This window comes from Parapedobacter deserti (assembly GCF_042646065.1).
GTDB classification, from domain to species: domain Bacteria; phylum Bacteroidota; class Bacteroidia; order Sphingobacteriales; family Sphingobacteriaceae; genus Parapedobacter; species Parapedobacter deserti.
Map to the genome: position 1 here is coordinate 239,986 of NZ_JBHRTA010000016.1, position 18,534 is coordinate 258,519.

Below are 18,534 nucleotides of genomic sequence, written 5' to 3' on the forward strand. Positions count from 1 at the left end.
GCTATCGAACGGACGAACACAAAAGTACGGATAATTTTTTTAGTATCGAGCGCTGACCATAATGCCCTGGCCGGAATTTTAATTTTTCTAATCCGCCGTTTTCGGCGGACTGGAATCCGAATCCGGCCCGGCTGGTTTCTTGGTCAGCCGTACGAGGTGGAACTTGCCAAGTTGTGCCTCGCGGGTTCGATAATAAAAGAATTTTGGCGTAATCCGGCTTACCCGATAGTCGGAAAACGTAGCGATTTCGGTTATTTTATACGCGTCGGGGAGCTCGTTCAGCCGCAGATCCGCCACGGCCAGCAGGCTTCCGTCGAGCACTGCATCCCACTGTTCGGCAGACCTGATCGCCTGCAACGGGATATCGCTCCGGAACCCTAATGTAAAATTCCGGATATCCAAATCCAGCACATACAAGCGATCTGCTCTGGGACCTCTCGTTAAGTGTGTGTTGATGTAATCACCCATGGCGCTTCCCCCTTGGTATGCCAATAGCCCGGGATAAAGATACGCCCCATAGAAGACACCGATCAAAATCCCTGTGCTGTAACTAATGGCTAACGTGTTAATCACCGACGGACGCCGGAAAAAAAAGAATGCCGCTACACCTGCAACCGCAACGGCTCCAACAAATCCCATCCAGCCGCGGTCGTGAAACAGGAATGTCAAGGCGCAAAGTGCCGGAATGAGTACGGCAGCCAAATACCATTGCACACGGTGTATCACATGAGAGGCAGGCAATCGATCGAGGCTAACCAGCAATTGGGCTACCCAGATGCTCATCATGGGAAAGAGCGCATTCAGGTAATGAGGCAGTTGAAATTCGGAGGCCGAAAACATGAGAAACGGAACGAAGACTGCGCCCCATAACAGCGGGTGTGGCGCGATGCCCTTCCATCTGTTAACGGAAAAATAGACCGTAAACAAGAGCAGGATCGACCACGGCAGGAAGGCCCACAAAACTGTGTGCAGGTAAAAGAACGGATCGCCGTGCCCTGTTATGGGGCCGGTATTAAAAAAACGCCCGAATTGGCTATCCCAGAAAAAAAAGCGGAGACCCGACACGTTTTTCCGCCCGAAGACTTCCACCTCGGGCCTTGCGTCAAACTGGCTGTAGAGGCTATACAGTTCTGGTAGAATGAACAGCAGGACGAATGCGAAGGCAACGTACCACCTGTAATTAAGGAATTGCTTCCACTCTTTCCGGATTATCCACAGCACCATGAAACCGCTTCCAATAAGGATCAACACAAATATTCCTTTAGTCATTACGGCCATTGAAGCCCACAATGCGCCGAGAACCAGCTGACCAAACGAACCGCGTTGATATACCCGATATAAATGATAGACGGAGGCGATGATCATCCCGGTTAGGTAAGGTTCGGCATTGACAGCCGAGTTGCAGAGGATCAGGTGCAAGGAACTGAGATAAACCAATACGCCGACCTGCGCCGCCTTCCTGCCATATAGCTTGTCGGCCAGCAAATAAGTGTACCATGCCCCAATGAGCCAGAAAATGAACGCGGGAAATTTGTAAGCGAAGTCATTGATACCAAACACATGGTAGCTAAGCGCGGTGCACCAGAACTGGAAATGCGGTTTATCGAGCCAGTCGAATCCATGGAGCGTAAGGAAAAGATAATTACCACTCAGCACCATGTTTTTCGCGATGAGGGCGTAGAGCGCGCCATCGATCATCATTACGCCTGTAAACAGACCGATCGCATTTACGGCAATGCCTATGGTGCAGAGGAGTCTGAAGGTGGATTTGGTCAACATCGAAGTGGATACGGTTATTCAGCCTTTGAGCGCAATGCTTATTCCAACAAATCCACTATCGGTTGTCCGATGTTTCCATTCGGTTCCTCGATGTGAAGCAGTGCGGCTAATGTGGATGCGATATCGGTCATATGTGTTGTGCGGTTGGTGACACCGTGTTTGATGCCCCAGCCCATCCAGACCAGTGGAATGTGCGCATCGTAAGACGCCCATGTGCCGTGGGTGGTGCCACGAGAACGGGGCGAGCCGCTGTACCACTGCGGCTCGAGGATAATTTGTATGCATCCGCTGCGTTTGGAGTTGTATCCGTTAACAATCCGTTCACGGATGCGGGCGGGAATGCTCGATGTCCCAGCTTTTTCCATGTCGGTTACGAACGCCACACCGTCCAACTTGCGCAGAAACTTGACGGCCGTTTCCTTAACGGATTCTTCGTCGAGATCGTTGGTTTCAAGCGCCTCATAGTCGAGGTGTACCTGGTAGTTCATCAAGCTGCGTACAATTTTCGGCTTTCCGAACTTTTCGTCGAGTAGTGCATTCAGGCCCGCCAGCGCATTGCGCTCGTCGAAGTAGCCCGCATTGCCCCGTTTATCTAAGAAAAACAAAGGATTGTGCGAAGCGCCGTGATCGGCCGTGAGAAATAAGGTATATTCGTTTTTACCCACCTTTTCATCCAAAAAAGCAAAGAATGCTTCCAATTCTTTATCCAGGCGGAGATACGTGTCTTCGATCTCAATGGCGTTGACCGAGAACTGATGGCCGATGTAATCAGTAGAAGAAAGGCTCAGACAGAGCATGTCTGTAAAGCCACCCGGATTATCCCCAAGTCGCTCGTTAACGATAGCGGCCTTGGCCAAGTCCAAGGTAAGTGTATTGCCAAAAGGCGTTGTACTGATCAGACCGAGACCGTTGTCTTTGACCAGCGCACTGAGTTTTTTAGGAAACACAGGGGCGTCTTCTCCAAGATAGGTCGCCTCATAGTGATTATCGTCCTCGATGCTTTGCGTGTAGGTGTCAATAGGATAAAGTGTATTCCAGTCTTGCATCAGGTATTTCTCGGTCAGTTTTTGCGCATTGAATTTTTTTACCCATTCGGGCAATTCCTGCATGTAGAAGGTGCTGGAAATCCAGTCCCCGGAATTGCCTTCAAACCAGTAGGCCGCATCGGCAAAATGTCCTGCGGGAAGGATGCCTCCCCGGTCTTTAATAGCGATACCAATGACTTTTGAGCGAAAGTTGGTAGCCAGTTTGAGCTGGTCGGTGATGGTAGAGGTGAGCAGGTTGCGGGGAGACTGTTTGCCTTCACTTCTGTCGGTGCCCACGCCACTCACGTTGTCATCTTGCGTACAGTACATCCGCCGCCCCGTTTGCTGGATAATAAAATCATTGCCGGCAATACCGTGTATGGCCGGAACGCTACCAGTATAAACGGTACTATGACCGATTGCCGTGTATGTGGGAACGTAGTCGATATATGTGTTATCGCACGAAAACCCTTCGTTCAACAATCGTTTGAAGCCACCTTCTCCATAGCGATCATAGAAGCGGTAAAGGTAGTCCCAACGCATTTGGTCGACCATGAGGCCGACAACCAGTTTTGGTTTAGAAATAGGCTGCTGTGCGTTTGCATAGACACAAAGTAGGAATATCCCACAACAAACGAAGCATAACTTTTTTAAATTCATAATGCGCTGTTCCGAAAACAAAATATAACACCGAAGCGGTATTGGCGGCTAAATTAGTAAATAATGCCCGGGATTAGAAGGCAGGAGGCTACAAACGCATTAGCCCGCAAGGCTGTCCGTTTTGCGGCTTACGGTTATTTTCCGTACGGCATCGCAGATGCCGTGGTGGTCATAACCGCAGAGGGACCAAAGCTCCTGCTGTTCGCCGTGCTCAATCACTTCGTCGGGGATGCCCAGACGTACTACCGTTGATTGATAGCCGTGATCTGCCATAAACTCGAGCACAGCACTACCCATGCCGCCTTGGATGCAGCCGTCTTCGATGGTGATGATTTTCTTGAATTTGCGGAAAACCTCATGCAGCAGATCTTCGTCCAGCGGCTTTACAAAACGCAGGTCGTAGTGTGCCGGGAATATTCCTTCCCCGTTGAGCAAAACGCAGGCTTTGACTGCTTCATTCCCGATATGGCCGATGCTGAGCAACGCGAGCTCTTCCCCATCGGATATTTTGCGGCCTTTGCCTATCGGTATAGCGTTGAGCGGTCTTCGCCAGTCGGGCATTACCCCTTGCCCACGCGGGTAGCGTATGACGAATGGGCCTGCTCCATCCAGCTGGGCGGTATACATCAGGTTGCGCAATTCCTCCTCGTTCATGGGCGCTGACACCACTAGATTTGGAATACACCGCATGTACGCGAGGTCATAGGCTCCGTGGTGTGTGGGGCCGTCTGCACCGGCGATACCTGCTCGGTCGAGACAAAAAACCACATGAAGATTTTGGATAGCCACATCATGTATGACCTGGTCATAGGCCCGCTGCATGAAACTGGAGTAAATATTGCAGAAAGGCACCATGCCCTGAGTCGCCAGACCGGCAGAAAATGTTACCGCGTGCTGTTCGGCAATACCCACATCAAAAGCGCGGTCCGGTAAGGCCTTCATCATAATGTTCATGGAAGAGCCCGAGGGCATAGCTGGCGTAATGCCCATGATTTTGTCGTTGGCCTCCGCTAGTTCTACCAGTGTATGACCGAAAACGTCCTGGTATTTCGGCGCAGCAGGTTTCTCTGTTTTGGATTTCTTGATTTCCCCGGTGATTTTGTCAAATAATCCGGGAGCATGCCAGGTAGTCTGGTCCTTTTCGGCCAACGCATAGCCCTTACCTTTTACGGTGATGCAATGCAGCAGTTTGGGGCCTGGGAGATCGCGCAGGTCGTCCAGCGTATTCACCAGCCGCTTTATGTCGTGTCCATCCACAGGACCGAAATACCTGAAGTTGAGCGATTCAAATAGGTTACTGTTTTTAAGCAGTGTGCCCTTGATGCTTTTCTCTATTTTTTTGGCGATGCCCAGCGCGTCGGGACCTATTTCAGATATTTTAGCCAGCACATGGCCAATATCGTCCCTGAATCGGTTCCATGATTTTGACGTAGTGATGCTGGTCAAGTATTCTTTCAGTGCCCCTACATTCGGGTCGATGGACATGCAGTTATCATTGAGGATGACCAGGAGGTTTGATTTTTCGATGCCGGCATGGTTGAGTGCTTCGAAGGCCATTCCGGCTGTCATCGCGCCATCGCCGATGACAGCGACGTGCTGTCTGTCGGTTTCGCCCTTGTAATGTGAAGCCACTGCCATACCCAATGCCGCAGAAATGGAAGTAGATGAGTGGCCCACGCCAAACGAGTCATATTCGCTTTCGGCACGCTTCGGGAACCCGCTGATGCCACCCAGCACGCGGTTAGTATGAAACACCTCTCGTCTACCGGTCAATATCTTATGTCCATATGCCTGATGGCCGACGTCCCAAACCAGTTGGTCGTAGGGTGTATTGAGTACATAATGCAACGCCACACTCAGCTCCACTACGCCAAGGCTGGCTGCAAAATGCCCTCCGTGAACCGATACGGTGTCGATTATGTATTGTCGTAACTCGCCGCACAGCTTCACCAAATCGGCATGGTCAAGCCGTTTCAGGTCGGCGGGTGTGTTTATGCGTTTGAGTAGCTCTCCGGCTTCAATCTCCATAATGTCCGGTTTGAAAAACTGATACAAAGTAAACAATAATTATTGATACGCCCTGTCGATTATTTCCTACATCTTTAATCTTTCTTTGCAAATGTCTGATTCTTTATATTATAAAGAGTTTTTACGCTTCTTTGTGAAGAAACAACGATCCCAACCGTTATAAATAACAGCCATTTCTTACTTTTGTTGAGTGCAAGCAGAAGGGTATGAAATAAAGCTCCCGCAGTTTGAGGGGCCGTTTGATTTACTATTGTTTTTCATCGAACGCGATGAGCTGAATATACATGATATCCCCATTGCCAGGATTACCAACGATTTTTTGGACTACATACAGCATATGCAAGCGCTCAATATGGAGTTGGCCAGCGAATTTATTTTCGTAGCTGCCACACTGATGCGCATCAAGGCAAAGATGCTGTTGCCGCGGCCCGAACTGGATGAGGAGGGCAATGAAATTGACCCCAAGCAGGACCTTGTGCAGAAGCTGGTGCTCTACAAACAGTTCAAGGAAGTGTCAGACGAGCTGCGTATTTTGGAAGAGCGGCGGCTGATGCAGTTTAAACGGGGCAATATTCTAACGGATCTGCGCGCCGCAGGGGAGTTCGCAGGCCAAGGCGAAGAGTTGGCCACCTTTGATTTGTATAAACTCATGATGGTGTATGAAAAGCTGATGTACCATTATGTGAAGCGGAACAACGAAGTACGGCATACGGTGGTTAGATATCCTTACACCATTGAACAGCAGAAGGAAGCGATAGCCTCGCTGGTAGCGATCAACAAAAAGCTCGATTTTGGCACCATAGTAAAAAACTCTGAAAACAAGGTGCAGCTCGTTTACAATTTTCTCGCAATACTAGAGATGCTACAGCAACAATTGTTGGAATTGCAAAGCGGGGTGGGGTTCAATAACTTCTGGGTCCTCGAAAAGAAGGCATAGCGGTTTTCTCTAATTTTGGCCATTGTTTAACCATGATAGGTATGTCGCCCGGGGGATTAGCCGCGCCCCCAGCGATGCCAAGTGGTCGGTGTACACCTGGCAATCGATCATGCGGTAACTTCCGGAAAGGCAAAGGTCGGTCAGCGCCGCTTTGGAAGCGTTGGCCGCTTTGCTGAACATGCTTTCCCCACAGAACACCTGCCCGACCGCCACGCCATACAGCCCTCCCACCAGCTCGCTGCCGCGCCACGTTTCCACGGCATGTGCAACGCCTATTTCATTGAGTTTGCAATAGGCCTCCTGCATATCTTTCGTTATCCAGGTGCCCTGTTGTCCGCGCCGGGGCTGGCTGGCACATGCGGCTATCACCTCCGCGAAAGCTCGGTCGTAAGTTATTTGAAAACGCCCTGACCGCAGGAGTTGCCGCATACTCTTACTGATCCTCAATTCGTCGGGGAACAGCACAAACCGTTCATGCGGCGAATACCATAATATCGGTGTATCATCATTAAACCAGGGGAAGATGCCTTGGCGGTACGCTTCCACGAGTCGTTCGGGACGCAAATCACCGCCGATGGCGAGCAGGCCGTCCGGTTCAGCCAGCTGCGGGTCGGGAAAGCGGATGTCGTGTATGTCCAGTTGGAAAATCATCCGGTTCGAAAATCGCCCAATTTACTCGGGTTGCCGCGGCTCCTTGCTTATCTCGTCGAAAAGTTTGTCCATGTGCTCTACATATTCGTTGGTATCATCAAGGAAAAACTCGAGTTGTGGTACGATGCGCGCCTGATTTTTGATGCGAACTCCTAATTTGTAGCGAATTTCGTTGGCGTGAGATTTGATAAGTTTTAAATCTTCCTTGGCCTGCTTGGTATTAAGGAAGCTCAGATACACCCGTGCGAGGGCCAAATCCGGGGTCACCCGTACACGTGTGACGGTGATAAAGGCGCCCGGTGCCCATGCGCTGCCCTCCCGCTGGAAGAGCTCTCCCATATCCTGCTGTATGACTCCCGCAAATCGTTGTTGCCTCTTGCTTTCTGTGCTCATGGTTAGGTGCTTTATAAAATATTAACGGATGTAACCAATACTCAGTACAAAGGTAATGATTTTTCCTGAACGATTGGCTGGTATACGCGGGTCGACTCGTGCCTTGCAGTAAGCAAACTAATACTGGATCATTTTTTCAATTCAAAAAAAAATTGTAAAATAGAAAACAAATGCTGATATTTGCAAGCTCTTTGCGAAAAGGGCATTTATATTAGATAATAAAGCATACGATCATGTCAAGAGTTTGTGATTTAACAGGAAAAGGGGCGATGAACGGTTACAGCGTTTCCAATTCAAATATGAAGACGAAGCGCAAGTTTTATCCCAACTTGCAGACCAAGCGGTTCTTCATTCCCGAGGAAAACCGCTGGATTACCCTGAAAGTATCCACCTCAGCGATAAAGACCATCAACAAAAACGGTATTACGGCCGTGATCAATAAGTTTATCAAAAAAGGATACGTTTAATTCGGAATACTGTCTGTCCGATTTCGGCAGATGATAATAGAGTAAAGCAATGGCTAAAAAAGGAAATAGGGTACAGGTGATTTTGGAATGTACCGAGCACAAGGAAAGCGGTCTCCCCGGTATGTCGCGGTATATTACCACGAAAAACAAAAAAAATACGACCGAACGGTTGGAATTGAAGAAGTTCAATCCCATATTAAGGCGCGTTACCGTTCACAAAGAGATTAAATAACTCGGCAGTAGCTTTCAGGTAGCAAGCTGCATAAATTATAGAAAGACATGGCAAAGAAAGCAGTAGCATCGCTCAAAACCGGTAAAGGCAAAGATTACACCAAGGTCATCACCGCGGTTAAATCTCCAAAGACCGGTGCATACACCTTCAAGGAACTAATTGCACACAACGACCACGTGAAAGAAGCCATCGAGGTGGCCCGTGAAGCCGTTATTGAATCGGTTGAGCAGTAATTTTGTGCTAGTGGCATTAAGAGAAGCCGTTTCGGAGGTCTACCGGAAGGGCTTTTTTGTTATGGTTATAACTTAGCGGCAACAGCTATGGGACTATTTGATTTTTTAAAGAAGAAACAAGAAACACCCGAGGCACAGGAAGCGCTTGACAAAGGGCTGGAGAAAACTAAAGAAGGGTTTTTCTCCAAGATTACCAAGGCAGTGGTGGGCAAATCCACCGTTGACGATGAGGTACTCGACGACCTGGAAGAGGTGCTGGTCACGTCTGACGTGGGTGTGAGCACGACGCTCAAGATCATAGAGCGCATTCAGACCCGGGTGTCTCGGGAAAAATACGTCAACACATCCGAACTTAATGCTATCCTGCGAGACGAAATACAGGCGCTGCTTGCCGAAAACAACAGCTCGGATTTCGAGCATTTCGAATATGGTGAACACCGCCCTTATGTCATTATGGTGGTAGGCGTCAACGGCGTGGGTAAGACGACGACGATTGGCAAGCTGGCTTACCAGTTAAAGGAAGCAGGAAGTAAAGTGGTGTTAGGGGCCGCTGATACGTTCCGGGCTGCAGCGGTAGACCAGATCAAACTTTGGGGCGAGCGTGTCGGCGTGCGCGTTGTTGCACAGGCGATGGGATCAGATCCCGCTTCCGTAGCATATGATACGGTGAAGTCTGCCGTGTCGAACGGCGATGACGTAGCGATCATCGATACTGCTGGGAGGCTGCACAACAAGGTCGCCCTGATGAATGAACTTACTAAAATCAAGCAGGTGATGCATAAAGTGGTGCCCGGCGCTCCACATGAGATCTTATTGGTGCTTGATGCGTCTACCGGACAGAACGCCATCGAACAGTGCAAGCAATTCATGCAAGCCACTGACGTGAATGCGTTAGCCCTCACGAAGCTTGACGGCACTGCTAAAGGTGGCGTAGTCATTGGTGTTTCAGACCAGTTCAAGATTCCGGTAAAATATATCGGTGTAGGCGAGAAGGTGGGCGATCTCCAGTTATTCAACAAAAAGGAGTTTGTGGATTCGCTATTCAAGTGAAGACGCGCATACCATGAAAACAAAACAATCCAAACTATCTCCCGCGGTTGGTAACCCCCGTGTAAATGTGGTTACACTTGGCTGCTCAAAGAATATTCATGACAGTGAAGTACTCATGGGTCAATTGCAAGGTAATGATATACGGGTGGTACATGAAGCCAGTAACATACAGGCTGATGACATCGTAGTCATCAACACCTGTGGCTTTATAGACAATGCCAAACAGGAGTCCATTGACACAATTCTTCAATACAGCGCGCTTAAGGATGAAGGCAAAGTAGGCAAGGTAATCGTAACCGGCTGCCTTTCCGAGCGGTATAAACCTGAATTGCAGGCGGAGATTCCCAATGTTGACGCCTATTTCGGTACCAACGACCTGCCGGAGCTGTTGGGTACCATTGGAGCCGATTATAAGCATGAACTGCTCGGCGAGCGTATGCTCACCACACCCTCCCACTTCGCCTATTTTAAAATTGCTGAAGGGTGCAACCGTCCGTGTTCATTTTGCGCCATCCCGCTTATGCGTGGCAAGCATGTGTCCAAGCCTATGGAAAGCTTGGTAGATGAAGCCAAGCACCTGGCAAAAAACGGAACCAAAGAACTTATCCTTATTGCGCAAGACCTTACCTATTATGGGCTTGACCGCTACGGCAAGCGCAGTCTTGCCGACTTACTTCGTCGTCTTTCTGATGTCGCAGGCATTGAATGGATACGGCTGCAATATGCCTACCCTTCTGGATTTCCTATGGATATCCTTGACGTGATGAATGAACGCAGCAACATCTGCAAATACCTTGATATGCCCTTGCAGCACATCAGCGACAGCATGCTCAAGTCGATGCGCCGTGGCATTACGAAGCAGAAGACCATCGATCTCGTCAATGCTATCCGGGATCGCGTGCCTGACATCGCACTCCGCACCACGCTCATTTGCGGCTACCCCGGCGAGACAGAAAAGGATGCTGAGGAATTACGGCAATGGGTGGCCAGCACACGCTTCGATCGCCTCGGCTGCTTTACTTATTCGCACGAGGAAAAGACCCATGCGCACAGCTTGGTCGATGATGTGCCAGAAGAGCAAAAAGCTGCACGTGTAGAACAGATTATGGAAATTCAGCAGAGCATCTCCTACGATATTAACCAAGCCAAAGTGGGGAATACCTACAAGGTATTGGTAGATAAAGTAGAGGGACAGTACTTTGTGGCCCGTACAGAATACGACTCGCCCGAGGTGGATAACGAAGTGCTCATACCGACAGCAGACCGCTTCGCAACGGTGGGTCGCTTTGCACAGGTGCGCATAGATCGTGCGGAAGATTTCGACTTGTATGGAACGATTGTCAAATAATCGTTATCAATCGCTGTTTTTGGGGGCATGCACTATCTTTGTTTACCAATGAAGGCGACTTATATAGATTATAAAGATACGAACAGCTTCTCCCAGACACTGTTGGCCTATCTGGACGGCGACCCAGCGCTTGCCCCTTTTGCGGGTAACAGGCCGGATATGAACGGTTTCGCGAAGCAGTTACAGACCAAGACAGAGAAGTCTGACCGAGGTGTATTGGTACACAGTCTGCGCCGTCAGTATGGAAAGGCGTTGAACGACTGGCCTGCGGTCGCCTCGAATGTGGAGTCGCTGCTGAATGAGCGTACGTTCACTGTTACTACAGGCCATCAACTCAACATTTTTACAGGACCGCTTTATTTCATCTTCAAAATAGTCACCACCATCAAGCTTGCTCGCGACCTGAAGGCGGCTTTTCCGGATTATACCTTCGTGCCGGTTTATTGGATGGCTACCGAAGACCATGACTTTGCGGAGATCAACCACACCCGCCTGCACGGTAAGCGATTGGTGTGGGACGCTACCATACATGGCGCCACGGGTAGGACAAGAACGGCCGGAATGGTTGAAGTGGTGCGGCAATATCAGCGTTTTCTTGGCCTTTCAGACAACTCCACTAAGCTTGCGAAGCTGGTGGAAGAAGCCTATTTGCAGCATGACGAACTCTCTGCCGCCACCAGGTACCTCGTCAACGCGTTGTTTGGCGCACATGGTCTAGTCGTTTTGGATGCCGATGACGTTTTACTCAAGCAGCGTTTTGCCCCCGTTATCGAACAGGATATCATTGGAGAACATAGCCATAAAGCCATTGAGGGCACGTCCGAGGCCCTTAAGCAAGCAGGGTTTTCGGTTCAGGTCCATGCCCGTGAGATCAACTTTTTCTATCTCACCAATACGTTTCGCGAGCGTATTGTTCGGCTCGGCGACGGCCGGTATGAGGTCCTTCATCAGGGTATTTATTTCTCCGAAGAAGAGCTACGGGCAGAAATCAACAATCATCCAGATCGGTTTAGCCCAAACGTAGTGATGCGTCCGCTTTATCAGGAGATCATATTACCCAATCTCGCTTATATCGGCGGAGGGGCCGAGATTGTATACTGGTTGCAGTTGAAATCCTGCTTCCAGCATTACGGCACAGACTTCCCAATATTGGTGTTGCGCAACTCAGCGATGGTGACAGACGACAACATGGCTGTAAAGGTGCTCCGGTTGGACCTTACCTTCAAGAGCGTCTTCAAAGATACCGCTGAACTAAAAAAAGAGTATGTGCGACGGCACACCAAACACCGTCTGAATCTTAACGACGAATGGATGGAACTCAATTCCATCTTCAGCAAGCTCAGGTTGCGGGCACATAAGATTGATCCTAGCTTAGGGCCGAGTACGGATGCCGTAAAAGCACGGCTACGGAAGGCTATAAACAATCTGGAGAAGAAATTGCTTAAAGCAGATAAGCGGAATCATGAAGATGCACTGATTCAAATAGACCGTATCAAGGAAAAGCTTTTTCCGGGCGGTGTGTTGCAGGAGCGTTCAGAGAACTTCGGATTGCTGTACATCAAATACGGTGATGCACTCATCAGCGAATTGTTGGAGCATTTCAGACCGCTTGACTTTAAATTTACGATCATTTACTAGTTTCGAGTAAACGGCACAAAGCGTACGGGAGACAATTCCCGACGGGAGATTTTACCCTGTTTCTTCTCTAGGACGACCAGTGTTTGCACAGCATTTTGCGGTCCCACTGGCGCAACCAATTTCCCGCCCTCCTTTAATTGCTCAATCAACGGCGGAGGAATCTCCTCCGGCGCCGCGGTCAATAAGATTGCATCAAAAGGAGCTTTATCCGGAAGTCCTTTATAGCCATCGCCGATGGAGACGGTGACATTGTCGTAGCCTAACCGGTCCATTACTTGTTTGGCTTGGTTGCCCAGCCTTTCAACGATTTCAATGGTGTATACCTCCTTCACGATTTCAGCCAGTACTGCCGCCTGATATCCCGATCCGGTGCCGATTTCAAGCACCCGGTGTTCGGGTTTAGGGTCGAGCAACTGAGTCATGTACGCGACGATATAGGGTTGAGAAATCGTTTGGCCATGCCCAATGGGCAGTGAAGAATCGTCATACGCGTTTTGCTGGTATTCTGATGGGACGAACAGATGCCTCTCCACCTTGCGCATAGCCTCCAGCGTGGCACGGTGATCCACGCCGCGGGAGACGATTTGCTTGCTTACCATGGCCCTGCGGCGACGCTCATCGTCCTGTGCAGTGCCGGGCTCGGCTACAAGCACCACAAACCAAAAAATTATCAGCGTTTTCATGGTATGATCCGTTTAGTCACCCGCGCCAGCGTAATAGCGTCCCGGCCACTTAATTCAAAATAAGCGATGTCGGGGCTAAACGTGCTTCCCCCGTCGATTCGTACAAAGATGCGGTCGAGTATAGCATCCCGGCCGTTGATGGATGCGTAGACCACGTATTTTTTGTTTTTCTCGCAGAAGGAAAGCCGAAGGGGCAAGCTCTTATACGCGGCTAACCGCAACTCGATATCCCCATTAGGCAGTACTTTGTGGCTAACGCCGTAAGCCATCGTGCGCTGCACAAAATTAAGCTCCTTACGCGTACCGCCTTCGGCATAGCGAATCCAATATACGTTTACTGGCTCTTCGGGGTCCGGCACACTGTCCGCCATGTTGAGCTGATAAACAACTGTATTTTCGTCGGGGTCCCGTTGGAGGTAGAACAGCTGTTTGTTTTCGTTGGGTACCGGTAGCTGGTCTACAGCTATCTTTTCTTCGAGTTTGCTCTGCTGGGCAATAAGACCGATCGTGGAGAAAAGGAGAATTACACCGATGCTGCCTTTGAGTTTGCTGTATCGCCAAATATCAAATAATGCGTACGGCTTGAAAAACGGATATGTTTGCATAACCTGCCTCCTTTTTCCAAAGATAACTAAAAAAATTTGGATAAAACATATTCGCACTTGGATGGTTATAGAGACAAAACAGATGCTTTTTCTTTTGGGTCTTGAATGATGGAATAACGATATCATGATACCACACGCTTCTTGGCGCCGATCGCGGCGTGCCAGATTGCTCGTGCGCTCGTGTAGGTGACATGGATAGGCAAAAGGAACTTAAAAGGAAAAACAAACCTACGGTAAAACATGTCAAAAAAGGAGGTAATGCGGATCATTCACCAATTAACACCCAGATGGAAGTGTCAACAGAACTACTTAAGCGCCGTCTTTCGCCGTATGGCCCATTTCATGGCGACGCATGGAATGCCCTGTGCAGTAATCTCCACAGCGCAGTTGCCAGCAAAGGAAATAGATTGGAGTTGAAGCCCGGCGGCATTTATTTCGTCGCCCAGGGGCTTATCAAGGAATGTGTTTGCTGGCCGGGGGCAGGTGATTTTACCATTTTGCGGCTTTTGCCCGAAAGCAGTATCTTCTTTACCCCGTCCGCGATCCTTGGACGGTGCTACTATGCCTTGGAAGACTGCGAACTACTAGGGCTCGATCGCCGCGCTATCTTGCAGCTAAGGTCCGGAGGTCCGTTGTGGGCGGCATGTTACGAACAGTTGTGGTGCGAATGGCTGCAATTTTTGCCAGACCGTATCGAGTTAGTTCGTATGCCTTACAATGAGCGTAAAAAGCAATTTTTAACGCGGTTTCCTGGATTAAAAGCACGGGTCAATAACAAAGATCTGGCCGATTACCTGGCCATTTCAAATGATTTCAGTGTATCCTGAACAGTAACGCTTTCTTCGCGCAAAGGGTGGAACAGCTATCGATAGGCGATATAAAATGAAAGGTTTCCAAACGGGGAGAATGGAAACCTTTACTAACCAATTATAAACCTAAATTATGACGACACAAAGATAGTGTACTACGTACACTTTGCCAATTTTTTTTTAAAATTTTTATGATGCTAGGGAAACCCGTGCACGGGGGGAACTAACGAAATGCAAGCGCTGATATTGTGTTTGTTTATCCCCCGGATGTTGGTTATGTTTGAATCATGAAACCAGCGCCACATACCTTTTCGCGTCGAGCTATTATAAAAGCCGCTGCTGCCACCACGGTTCTAGGAAATAGTATGCTGCAGCAACTTTCGGCAGCCGGAAAGAAGTTGCCTGCATCCCTTAAAGGAAAGGTTAACCATTCGGTATGCCGCTGGTGTTACCAGTCTATTCCGTTAGACGACCTGTGTAAGGCGGCAAAAGATATTGGAATCACAGCTATCGATTTAGTCGGCCCGGATGATTGGCCCGTATTACGACGTTATGGCTTATACGCATCACTATCGCACGGCGCTGGCCGGGGCATTGAAGAGGGGTTTAACAACCCCGGGCTTCATGATGAGCTCGTAGCCGGCTATGCGGCCATGATTCCGAGGGTGGCCGCTGCCGGGTACAGCCAGCTGATCTGTTTCTCGGGCAACCGGCGCGGATTGGATGATGAGCAAGGTATTAAAAACTGTGCCCGCGGATTGAAGCGGCTAATGAAGACTGCTGAACAGTATGGTGTAACACTGGTTATGGAATTACTGAATAGCAAGGTCGACCATCCGGACTATCAATGTGACACCACCGAATGGGGGGTGGCGTTGTGTAATGAGGTGGGGTCCGAACGGTTTAAGTTGCTTTATGATATCTACCACATGCAGATAATGGAAGGAGATGTCATTGCTACCATCCGCAAATATCACAGGTATATTGCGCACTACCACACAGGTGGCGTACCGGGAAGAAATGAGATTGACGAAACACAGGAGCTGTATTATCCGGCCATAATGAAAGCTATTGTGGAAACTGGGTTCACGGGCTTTGTGGCGCAGGAGTTTATCCCTCAGCACCCCAACCCATTAACCTCATTGCGGCAAGCGATTAAAATTTGTGACGTTGGCTAACGGGATAAAAATGAAAGGTTTCCAAACGGGGAGAATGGAAACCTTTACTAACCAATTATAAACCTAAATTATGATGGTACAAAGATAGTGTATTTACTACACTTTGCAAAGTCTTTTTTATTTTTTTTCGACGAGCGCAACAACCGGTTTTTGTATATCTACTGTAACCATGTACAGGTTCAAGCACTGTTGTGAGCGTCGAACAGGCTCTTCTACCGTATATCGACAAAAACGCCTAAAAATGGAGCACTTAGTCGCAGTAGCTATTGACTTTCCCAACGCGCTCATACATGCGCCTCGTAGGGGGAGGAGCGTAGTGGTGGCCGTTATCTACCTAAATATCAACTCAAAACGATAGGCTATTTAAATAAATTCTAATTCTATTTAGTTTATTTTCTAATCGTAGACGAAGTTTTTTATTACTTTCGGCATCTGATTTACCGATGTGAGTAGTTGTAATATTTCTATTTTATTTGTTCAAAAAATAAATGTTTAAATTTTCTTTGTACAGGGGGAAGTGCCGAATCGGGAACTTTAGGCATATTTTATCCTGCTAGCGATATTCTATTCTAACATCTAGCAAATAAGTGTCTCGATTTGCAATTCCATGTAGAAGAAGTCAAATTTTTATAAGCGGTTCGAAAATTATCTAATCGTTCATATCTATTTATTGAAACGTATGTCGAAAAGCAAAAGTGAATGTGCCGTTAACGAAAGCCTTGATCTCAACTCCGAAAAAGATTATCTGCCCGATTTAGAACACCTGGTTGCACTGGCAAAAAATGGCAGCCAGGCATTTCTTACAGAATTTTCAAAGCGATATCCGGAAGTGCTCAATAAGCTGCTCACGAAAGCGCCTAGGCTTATTGGCAAGGAACTTGAACTGTGCGCGTATCTACATCTTCAATTTGCTACTAAGGAAGTTGCATATTTCACAAACTGCACCGTCCGCTCGATAGAAAATAGAAAGTACCGGATTAGAAAGAAACTGGGACTTGACAGTAGAGTTGACCTTGTTGCGTGGATTATTAGCCTTTAAAGACCGAGCTAGGAAACTTTGTCCCGTACACATTACCATTCTTCGAACAGAAAACGTAAATCCAATAGCGGTTGTTTTATTTTTTTTAATTTTTTTTAATTGATTTTGAGGTGATTATATAGAAGTTTTTTGAAGTGAGTATTAGTGAGTATCTGCATTTTCGCTGGCACTTTATTTCTTCTGTACTTTTACAGTATGGTCTTACCTATGAAAACGACTGACATGATTACTTTTACAAACAGCAGATTTAATTTCTATGCAACCGGTACATTCTCCCTTGTTCCGGTTAACCTGCCTATAGCTGCAGAGTTATGTCTAGGTCCTCAAGCTATGAAAAATCCAAGTGATGTGAAGGCTTTGATACGCATGCTGTATCACAACCGAAGAGTTTGCACCAAGTGTTGATACCAAACGTAACGATGCGACAGTCTTTCATTATGCCGTCTATTTGGCCTATTTGAAAAAGACAGTGGAGCACTCAACGAATCGATCTATAAAAACATTTTAGGAAATGCTTTACCCCGGCAAATCGCCGGAAAAGTAGGTTTTGTCCACACAATCATAACGTTTGCTTGCAATCGCTAGCGTGACTAGCACATCAACGAAAAGCTGATTATGTTAACACAATTAAGAATGAGTAGAAAATTACTTCTCACGCTTGTTTCCGTATTCGTCATGGGAGCGGCGTTTTCGCAACAGAAAGTGAAAGATGGTACAGTAGACGGCAACGTCTCGCCCAATGAAGATGCTATTCTGGAATTGGAAAGTGCCAACAAAGGGTTGCTTCATACGCGGGTCGCCTTGGTCGGTGTTAACAATCCAGCACCGTTGAATAGCCATGTGGCGGGAATGATGGTCTTCAATACTGCAACGACAAACGATGTAGTTCCTGGTATATATTACAATGACGGATCTAAATGGGTCTTGGTGGGCGCAACCGATAGCTCCAACATCTCTTATAATTCTACCACTTTTGAGTTGTCATATATTGACCAAAGCGGTAGTACGCAAGTCGTTAACCTTCAGGAAATCGTACAGCAAACTGAGACGGTGACTTTGTTGATAGACGGCGGTGACGGAACGTATTCTTACTACAACGAATCTGGAATAGACGCCGGCGGCAACATCATCCCAGGTTCGGGTGTCACGATCGATATTCCAGCTAGTGTAATTGGCCATTTCGAACGAATCGTAACGGACTCTAACGTGCAAAACAAGTTGATTGAGATCGCGCGGTCATACGGTGGCAATGTGAATTATGATGGCAACGAATTTACATATATAGACGAAAACGGGGCTAAGCAAACGATCAGCTTTGAGGACTTGGTAAAGGCCAACGAAACCATTACCACGCTTGTCGGCGACGGTGGCGGCACGTATACCTACACCAGTGAGGACGGCACGACCGTTACGGTCGACGTTGTTGGCGACGTGCTGACGGAGATCCAGGACAACACGAGCAACACGTACAATGAGATCGTCTCGATCATCAACAACCAGATCGTTGCCAACAGCGACGCGCTTGTTGACAACGGTGACGGCACGTTCACGCATACGGCAGCCGACGGCACGGTGGTGACGTTCGATGCCAACACGACGACGGTCACCGACAACGGAGACGGCACGTATACCATTGTAAACGCCGACGGCACGACCGTTACGGTTGATGTTGTAGGCGACGTGCTGACGGAGATCCAGGACAACACGAGCAACACGTACAATGAGATCGTCTCGATCATCAACAACCAGATCGTTGCCAACAGCGACGCGCTTGTTGAC

Annotated in this window: 18 protein-coding genes; 11 read left to right on the forward strand and 7 right to left on the reverse strand. The window is 48.3% G+C overall.

What is annotated here, in order from left to right; translation table 11 throughout:
• Positions 1-87: 87 nt before the first annotated feature.
• The 3 genes from ACFOET_RS06530 to dxs all read right to left on the reverse strand — a co-directional run bounded on the left by ACFOET_RS06530 (position 88) and on the right by dxs (position 5,492).
• The gene (locus tag ACFOET_RS06530) at positions 88-1,779 is read right to left on the reverse strand and encodes an ArnT family glycosyltransferase (protein ID WP_379020791.1); all 1,692 of its coding nucleotides are present in this window, start codon (positions 1,777-1,779) and stop codon (positions 88-90) included.
• Between the two features lie 38 nt (positions 1,780-1,817).
• On the reverse strand, positions 1,818-3,464 hold the full coding sequence (gene pafA, locus ACFOET_RS06535) for an alkaline phosphatase PafA (protein WP_379020793.1): 1,647 nt from the start codon (positions 3,462-3,464) through the stop codon (positions 1,818-1,820).
• A gap of 99 nt (positions 3,465-3,563) precedes the next feature.
• The gene (gene dxs / locus ACFOET_RS06540) at positions 3,564-5,492 is read right to left on the reverse strand and encodes a 1-deoxy-D-xylulose-5-phosphate synthase (RefSeq protein ID WP_379020795.1); all 1,929 of its coding nucleotides are present in this window, start codon (positions 5,490-5,492) and stop codon (positions 3,564-3,566) included.
• Between the two features lie 190 nt (positions 5,493-5,682).
• Between dxs and ACFOET_RS06545 the strand changes: the two genes are divergently transcribed.
• Positions 5,683-6,429, forward strand: coding sequence for a segregation and condensation protein A (locus ACFOET_RS06545; RefSeq protein WP_379020797.1), 747 nt, complete (start codon positions 5,683-5,685; stop codon positions 6,427-6,429).
• A gap of 9 nt (positions 6,430-6,438) precedes the next feature.
• Here the strand turns inward: ACFOET_RS06545 and aat are convergent, their stop codons facing one another.
• Positions 6,439-7,080 carry a leucyl/phenylalanyl-tRNA--protein transferase gene (aat, locus tag ACFOET_RS06550; protein ID WP_379020799.1) on the reverse strand — a complete coding sequence of 214 codons (642 nt, stop codon included), beginning with the start codon at positions 7,078-7,080 and terminating at the stop codon, positions 6,439-6,441.
• A 21-nt stretch (positions 7,081-7,101) separates the two neighbouring features.
• Positions 7,102-7,473 (reverse strand): 30S ribosome-binding factor RbfA, encoded by a 372-nt coding sequence (gene rbfA, locus ACFOET_RS06555; protein WP_379020801.1) that lies wholly within the window; start codon positions 7,471-7,473, stop codon positions 7,102-7,104.
• 233 nt (positions 7,474-7,706) lie between these two features.
• On the opposite strand from rbfA, the gene rpmB reads away from it, so the two are divergent.
• The 6 genes from rpmB (at position 7,707) to bshC (ending at position 12,441) form a co-directional block, all read left to right on the forward strand.
• A complete protein-coding gene (gene rpmB, locus ACFOET_RS06560) occupies positions 7,707-7,940 on the forward strand; it encodes a 50S ribosomal protein L28 (protein ID WP_379020803.1) in 234 nt (77 codons plus the stop codon).
• 49 nt (positions 7,941-7,989) lie between these two features.
• Positions 7,990-8,172, forward strand: a complete 183-nt coding sequence (rpmG, locus tag ACFOET_RS06565) for a 50S ribosomal protein L33 (RefSeq protein WP_090971762.1) — start codon at positions 7,990-7,992, stop codon at positions 8,170-8,172.
• A gap of 47 nt (positions 8,173-8,219) precedes the next feature.
• Positions 8,220-8,405: a DUF4295 domain-containing protein gene (locus tag ACFOET_RS06570; protein WP_379020805.1), complete on the forward strand. Its 186-nt coding sequence runs from the start codon at positions 8,220-8,222 to the stop codon at positions 8,403-8,405.
• An 87-nt stretch (positions 8,406-8,492) separates the two neighbouring features.
• Positions 8,493-9,455, forward strand: a complete 963-nt coding sequence (ftsY, locus tag ACFOET_RS06575) for a signal recognition particle-docking protein FtsY (protein WP_379020807.1) — start codon at positions 8,493-8,495, stop codon at positions 9,453-9,455.
• 13 nt (positions 9,456-9,468) lie between these two features.
• The gene (gene rimO / locus ACFOET_RS06580) at positions 9,469-10,803 is read left to right on the forward strand and encodes a 30S ribosomal protein S12 methylthiotransferase RimO (RefSeq protein WP_379020809.1); all 1,335 of its coding nucleotides are present in this window, start codon (positions 9,469-9,471) and stop codon (positions 10,801-10,803) included.
• 48 nt (positions 10,804-10,851) lie between these two features.
• Entirely contained in the window at positions 10,852-12,441 is a 1,590-nt protein-coding gene (bshC, locus tag ACFOET_RS06585) for a bacillithiol biosynthesis cysteine-adding enzyme BshC (protein ID WP_379020811.1), read from the forward strand.
• Here the strand turns inward: bshC and ACFOET_RS06590 are convergent.
• Both ACFOET_RS06590 and ACFOET_RS06595 read right to left on the reverse strand, forming a co-directional pair.
• Positions 12,438-13,124 carry a protein-L-isoaspartate(D-aspartate) O-methyltransferase gene (locus ACFOET_RS06590; protein WP_379020813.1) on the reverse strand — a complete coding sequence of 229 codons (687 nt, stop codon included), beginning with the start codon at positions 13,122-13,124 and terminating at the stop codon, positions 12,438-12,440. The two genes, bshC and ACFOET_RS06590, sit on opposite strands and share 4 nt — an antisense overlap.
• Positions 13,121-13,729, reverse strand: a complete 609-nt coding sequence (locus ACFOET_RS06595; protein ID WP_379020815.1) for a DUF4833 domain-containing protein — start codon at positions 13,727-13,729, stop codon at positions 13,121-13,123. Before ACFOET_RS06595 ends, ACFOET_RS06590 begins: the two co-directional genes overlap by 4 nt.
• A 287-nt stretch (positions 13,730-14,016) precedes the next feature.
• Here ACFOET_RS06595 and ACFOET_RS06600 point away from each other — a divergent pair, with 287 nt between their 5' ends.
• The 4 genes from ACFOET_RS06600 to ACFOET_RS06615 all read left to right on the forward strand — a co-directional run.
• Positions 14,017-14,556 carry a cyclic nucleotide-binding domain-containing protein gene (locus tag ACFOET_RS06600; RefSeq protein WP_379020817.1) on the forward strand — a complete coding sequence of 180 codons (540 nt, stop codon included), beginning with the start codon at positions 14,017-14,019 and terminating at the stop codon, positions 14,554-14,556.
• Between the two features lie 269 nt (positions 14,557-14,825).
• Positions 14,826-15,716 carry a hydroxypyruvate isomerase family protein gene (locus tag ACFOET_RS06605; RefSeq protein ID WP_379020818.1) on the forward strand — a complete coding sequence of 297 codons (891 nt, stop codon included), beginning with the start codon at positions 14,826-14,828 and terminating at the stop codon, positions 15,714-15,716.
• A 679-nt stretch (positions 15,717-16,395) separates the two neighbouring features.
• Positions 16,396-16,755 carry a helix-turn-helix transcriptional regulator gene (locus ACFOET_RS06610; protein WP_379020820.1) on the forward strand — a complete coding sequence of 120 codons (360 nt, stop codon included), beginning with the start codon at positions 16,396-16,398 and terminating at the stop codon, positions 16,753-16,755.
• Between the two features lie 633 nt (positions 16,756-17,388).
• On the forward strand, positions 17,389-18,534 hold a 1,146-nt coding region (locus ACFOET_RS06615; protein WP_379020822.1), incomplete at its 3' end, for a hypothetical protein.

Excerpts from the sequence above, each read along its gene's own strand:
- ftsY (WP_379020807.1), top strand. The coding sequence starts at position 8,493 with ATGGGACTATTTGATTTTTTAAAGAAGAAACAAGAAACACCCGAGGCA.
- ACFOET_RS06570 (WP_379020805.1), top strand. The coding sequence starts at position 8,220 with ATGGCAAAGAAAGCAGTAGCATCGCTCAAAACCGGTAAAGGCAAAGAT.
- rpmG (WP_090971762.1), top strand. The coding sequence starts at position 7,990 with ATGGCTAAAAAAGGAAATAGGGTACAGGTGATTTTGGAATGTACCGAG.
- pafA (WP_379020793.1), bottom strand. The coding sequence starts at position 3,464 with ATGAATTTAAAAAAGTTATGCTTCGTTTGTTGTGGGATATTCCTACTT.
- ACFOET_RS06605 (WP_379020818.1), top strand. The coding sequence starts at position 14,826 with ATGAAACCAGCGCCACATACCTTTTCGCGTCGAGCTATTATAAAAGCC.
- aat (WP_379020799.1), bottom strand. The coding sequence starts at position 7,080 with ATGATTTTCCAACTGGACATACACGACATCCGCTTTCCCGACCCGCAG.
- rpmB (WP_379020803.1), top strand. The coding sequence starts at position 7,707 with ATGTCAAGAGTTTGTGATTTAACAGGAAAAGGGGCGATGAACGGTTAC.
- ACFOET_RS06595 (WP_379020815.1), bottom strand. The coding sequence starts at position 13,729 with ATGCAAACATATCCGTTTTTCAAGCCGTACGCATTATTTGATATTTGG.
- ACFOET_RS06590 (WP_379020813.1), bottom strand. The coding sequence starts at position 13,124 with ATGAAAACGCTGATAATTTTTTGGTTTGTGGTGCTTGTAGCCGAGCCC.
- bshC (WP_379020811.1), top strand. The coding sequence starts at position 10,852 with ATGAAGGCGACTTATATAGATTATAAAGATACGAACAGCTTCTCCCAG.
- ACFOET_RS06610 (WP_379020820.1), top strand. The coding sequence starts at position 16,396 with ATGTCGAAAAGCAAAAGTGAATGTGCCGTTAACGAAAGCCTTGATCTC.
- rbfA (WP_379020801.1), bottom strand. The coding sequence starts at position 7,473 with ATGAGCACAGAAAGCAAGAGGCAACAACGATTTGCGGGAGTCATACAG.
- ACFOET_RS06530 (WP_379020791.1), bottom strand. The coding sequence starts at position 1,779 with ATGTTGACCAAATCCACCTTCAGACTCCTCTGCACCATAGGCATTGCC.
- rimO (WP_379020809.1), top strand. The coding sequence starts at position 9,469 with ATGAAAACAAAACAATCCAAACTATCTCCCGCGGTTGGTAACCCCCGT.
- ACFOET_RS06600 (WP_379020817.1), top strand. The coding sequence starts at position 14,017 with ATGGAAGTGTCAACAGAACTACTTAAGCGCCGTCTTTCGCCGTATGGC.
- dxs (WP_379020795.1), bottom strand. The coding sequence starts at position 5,492 with ATGGAGATTGAAGCCGGAGAGCTACTCAAACGCATAAACACACCCGCC.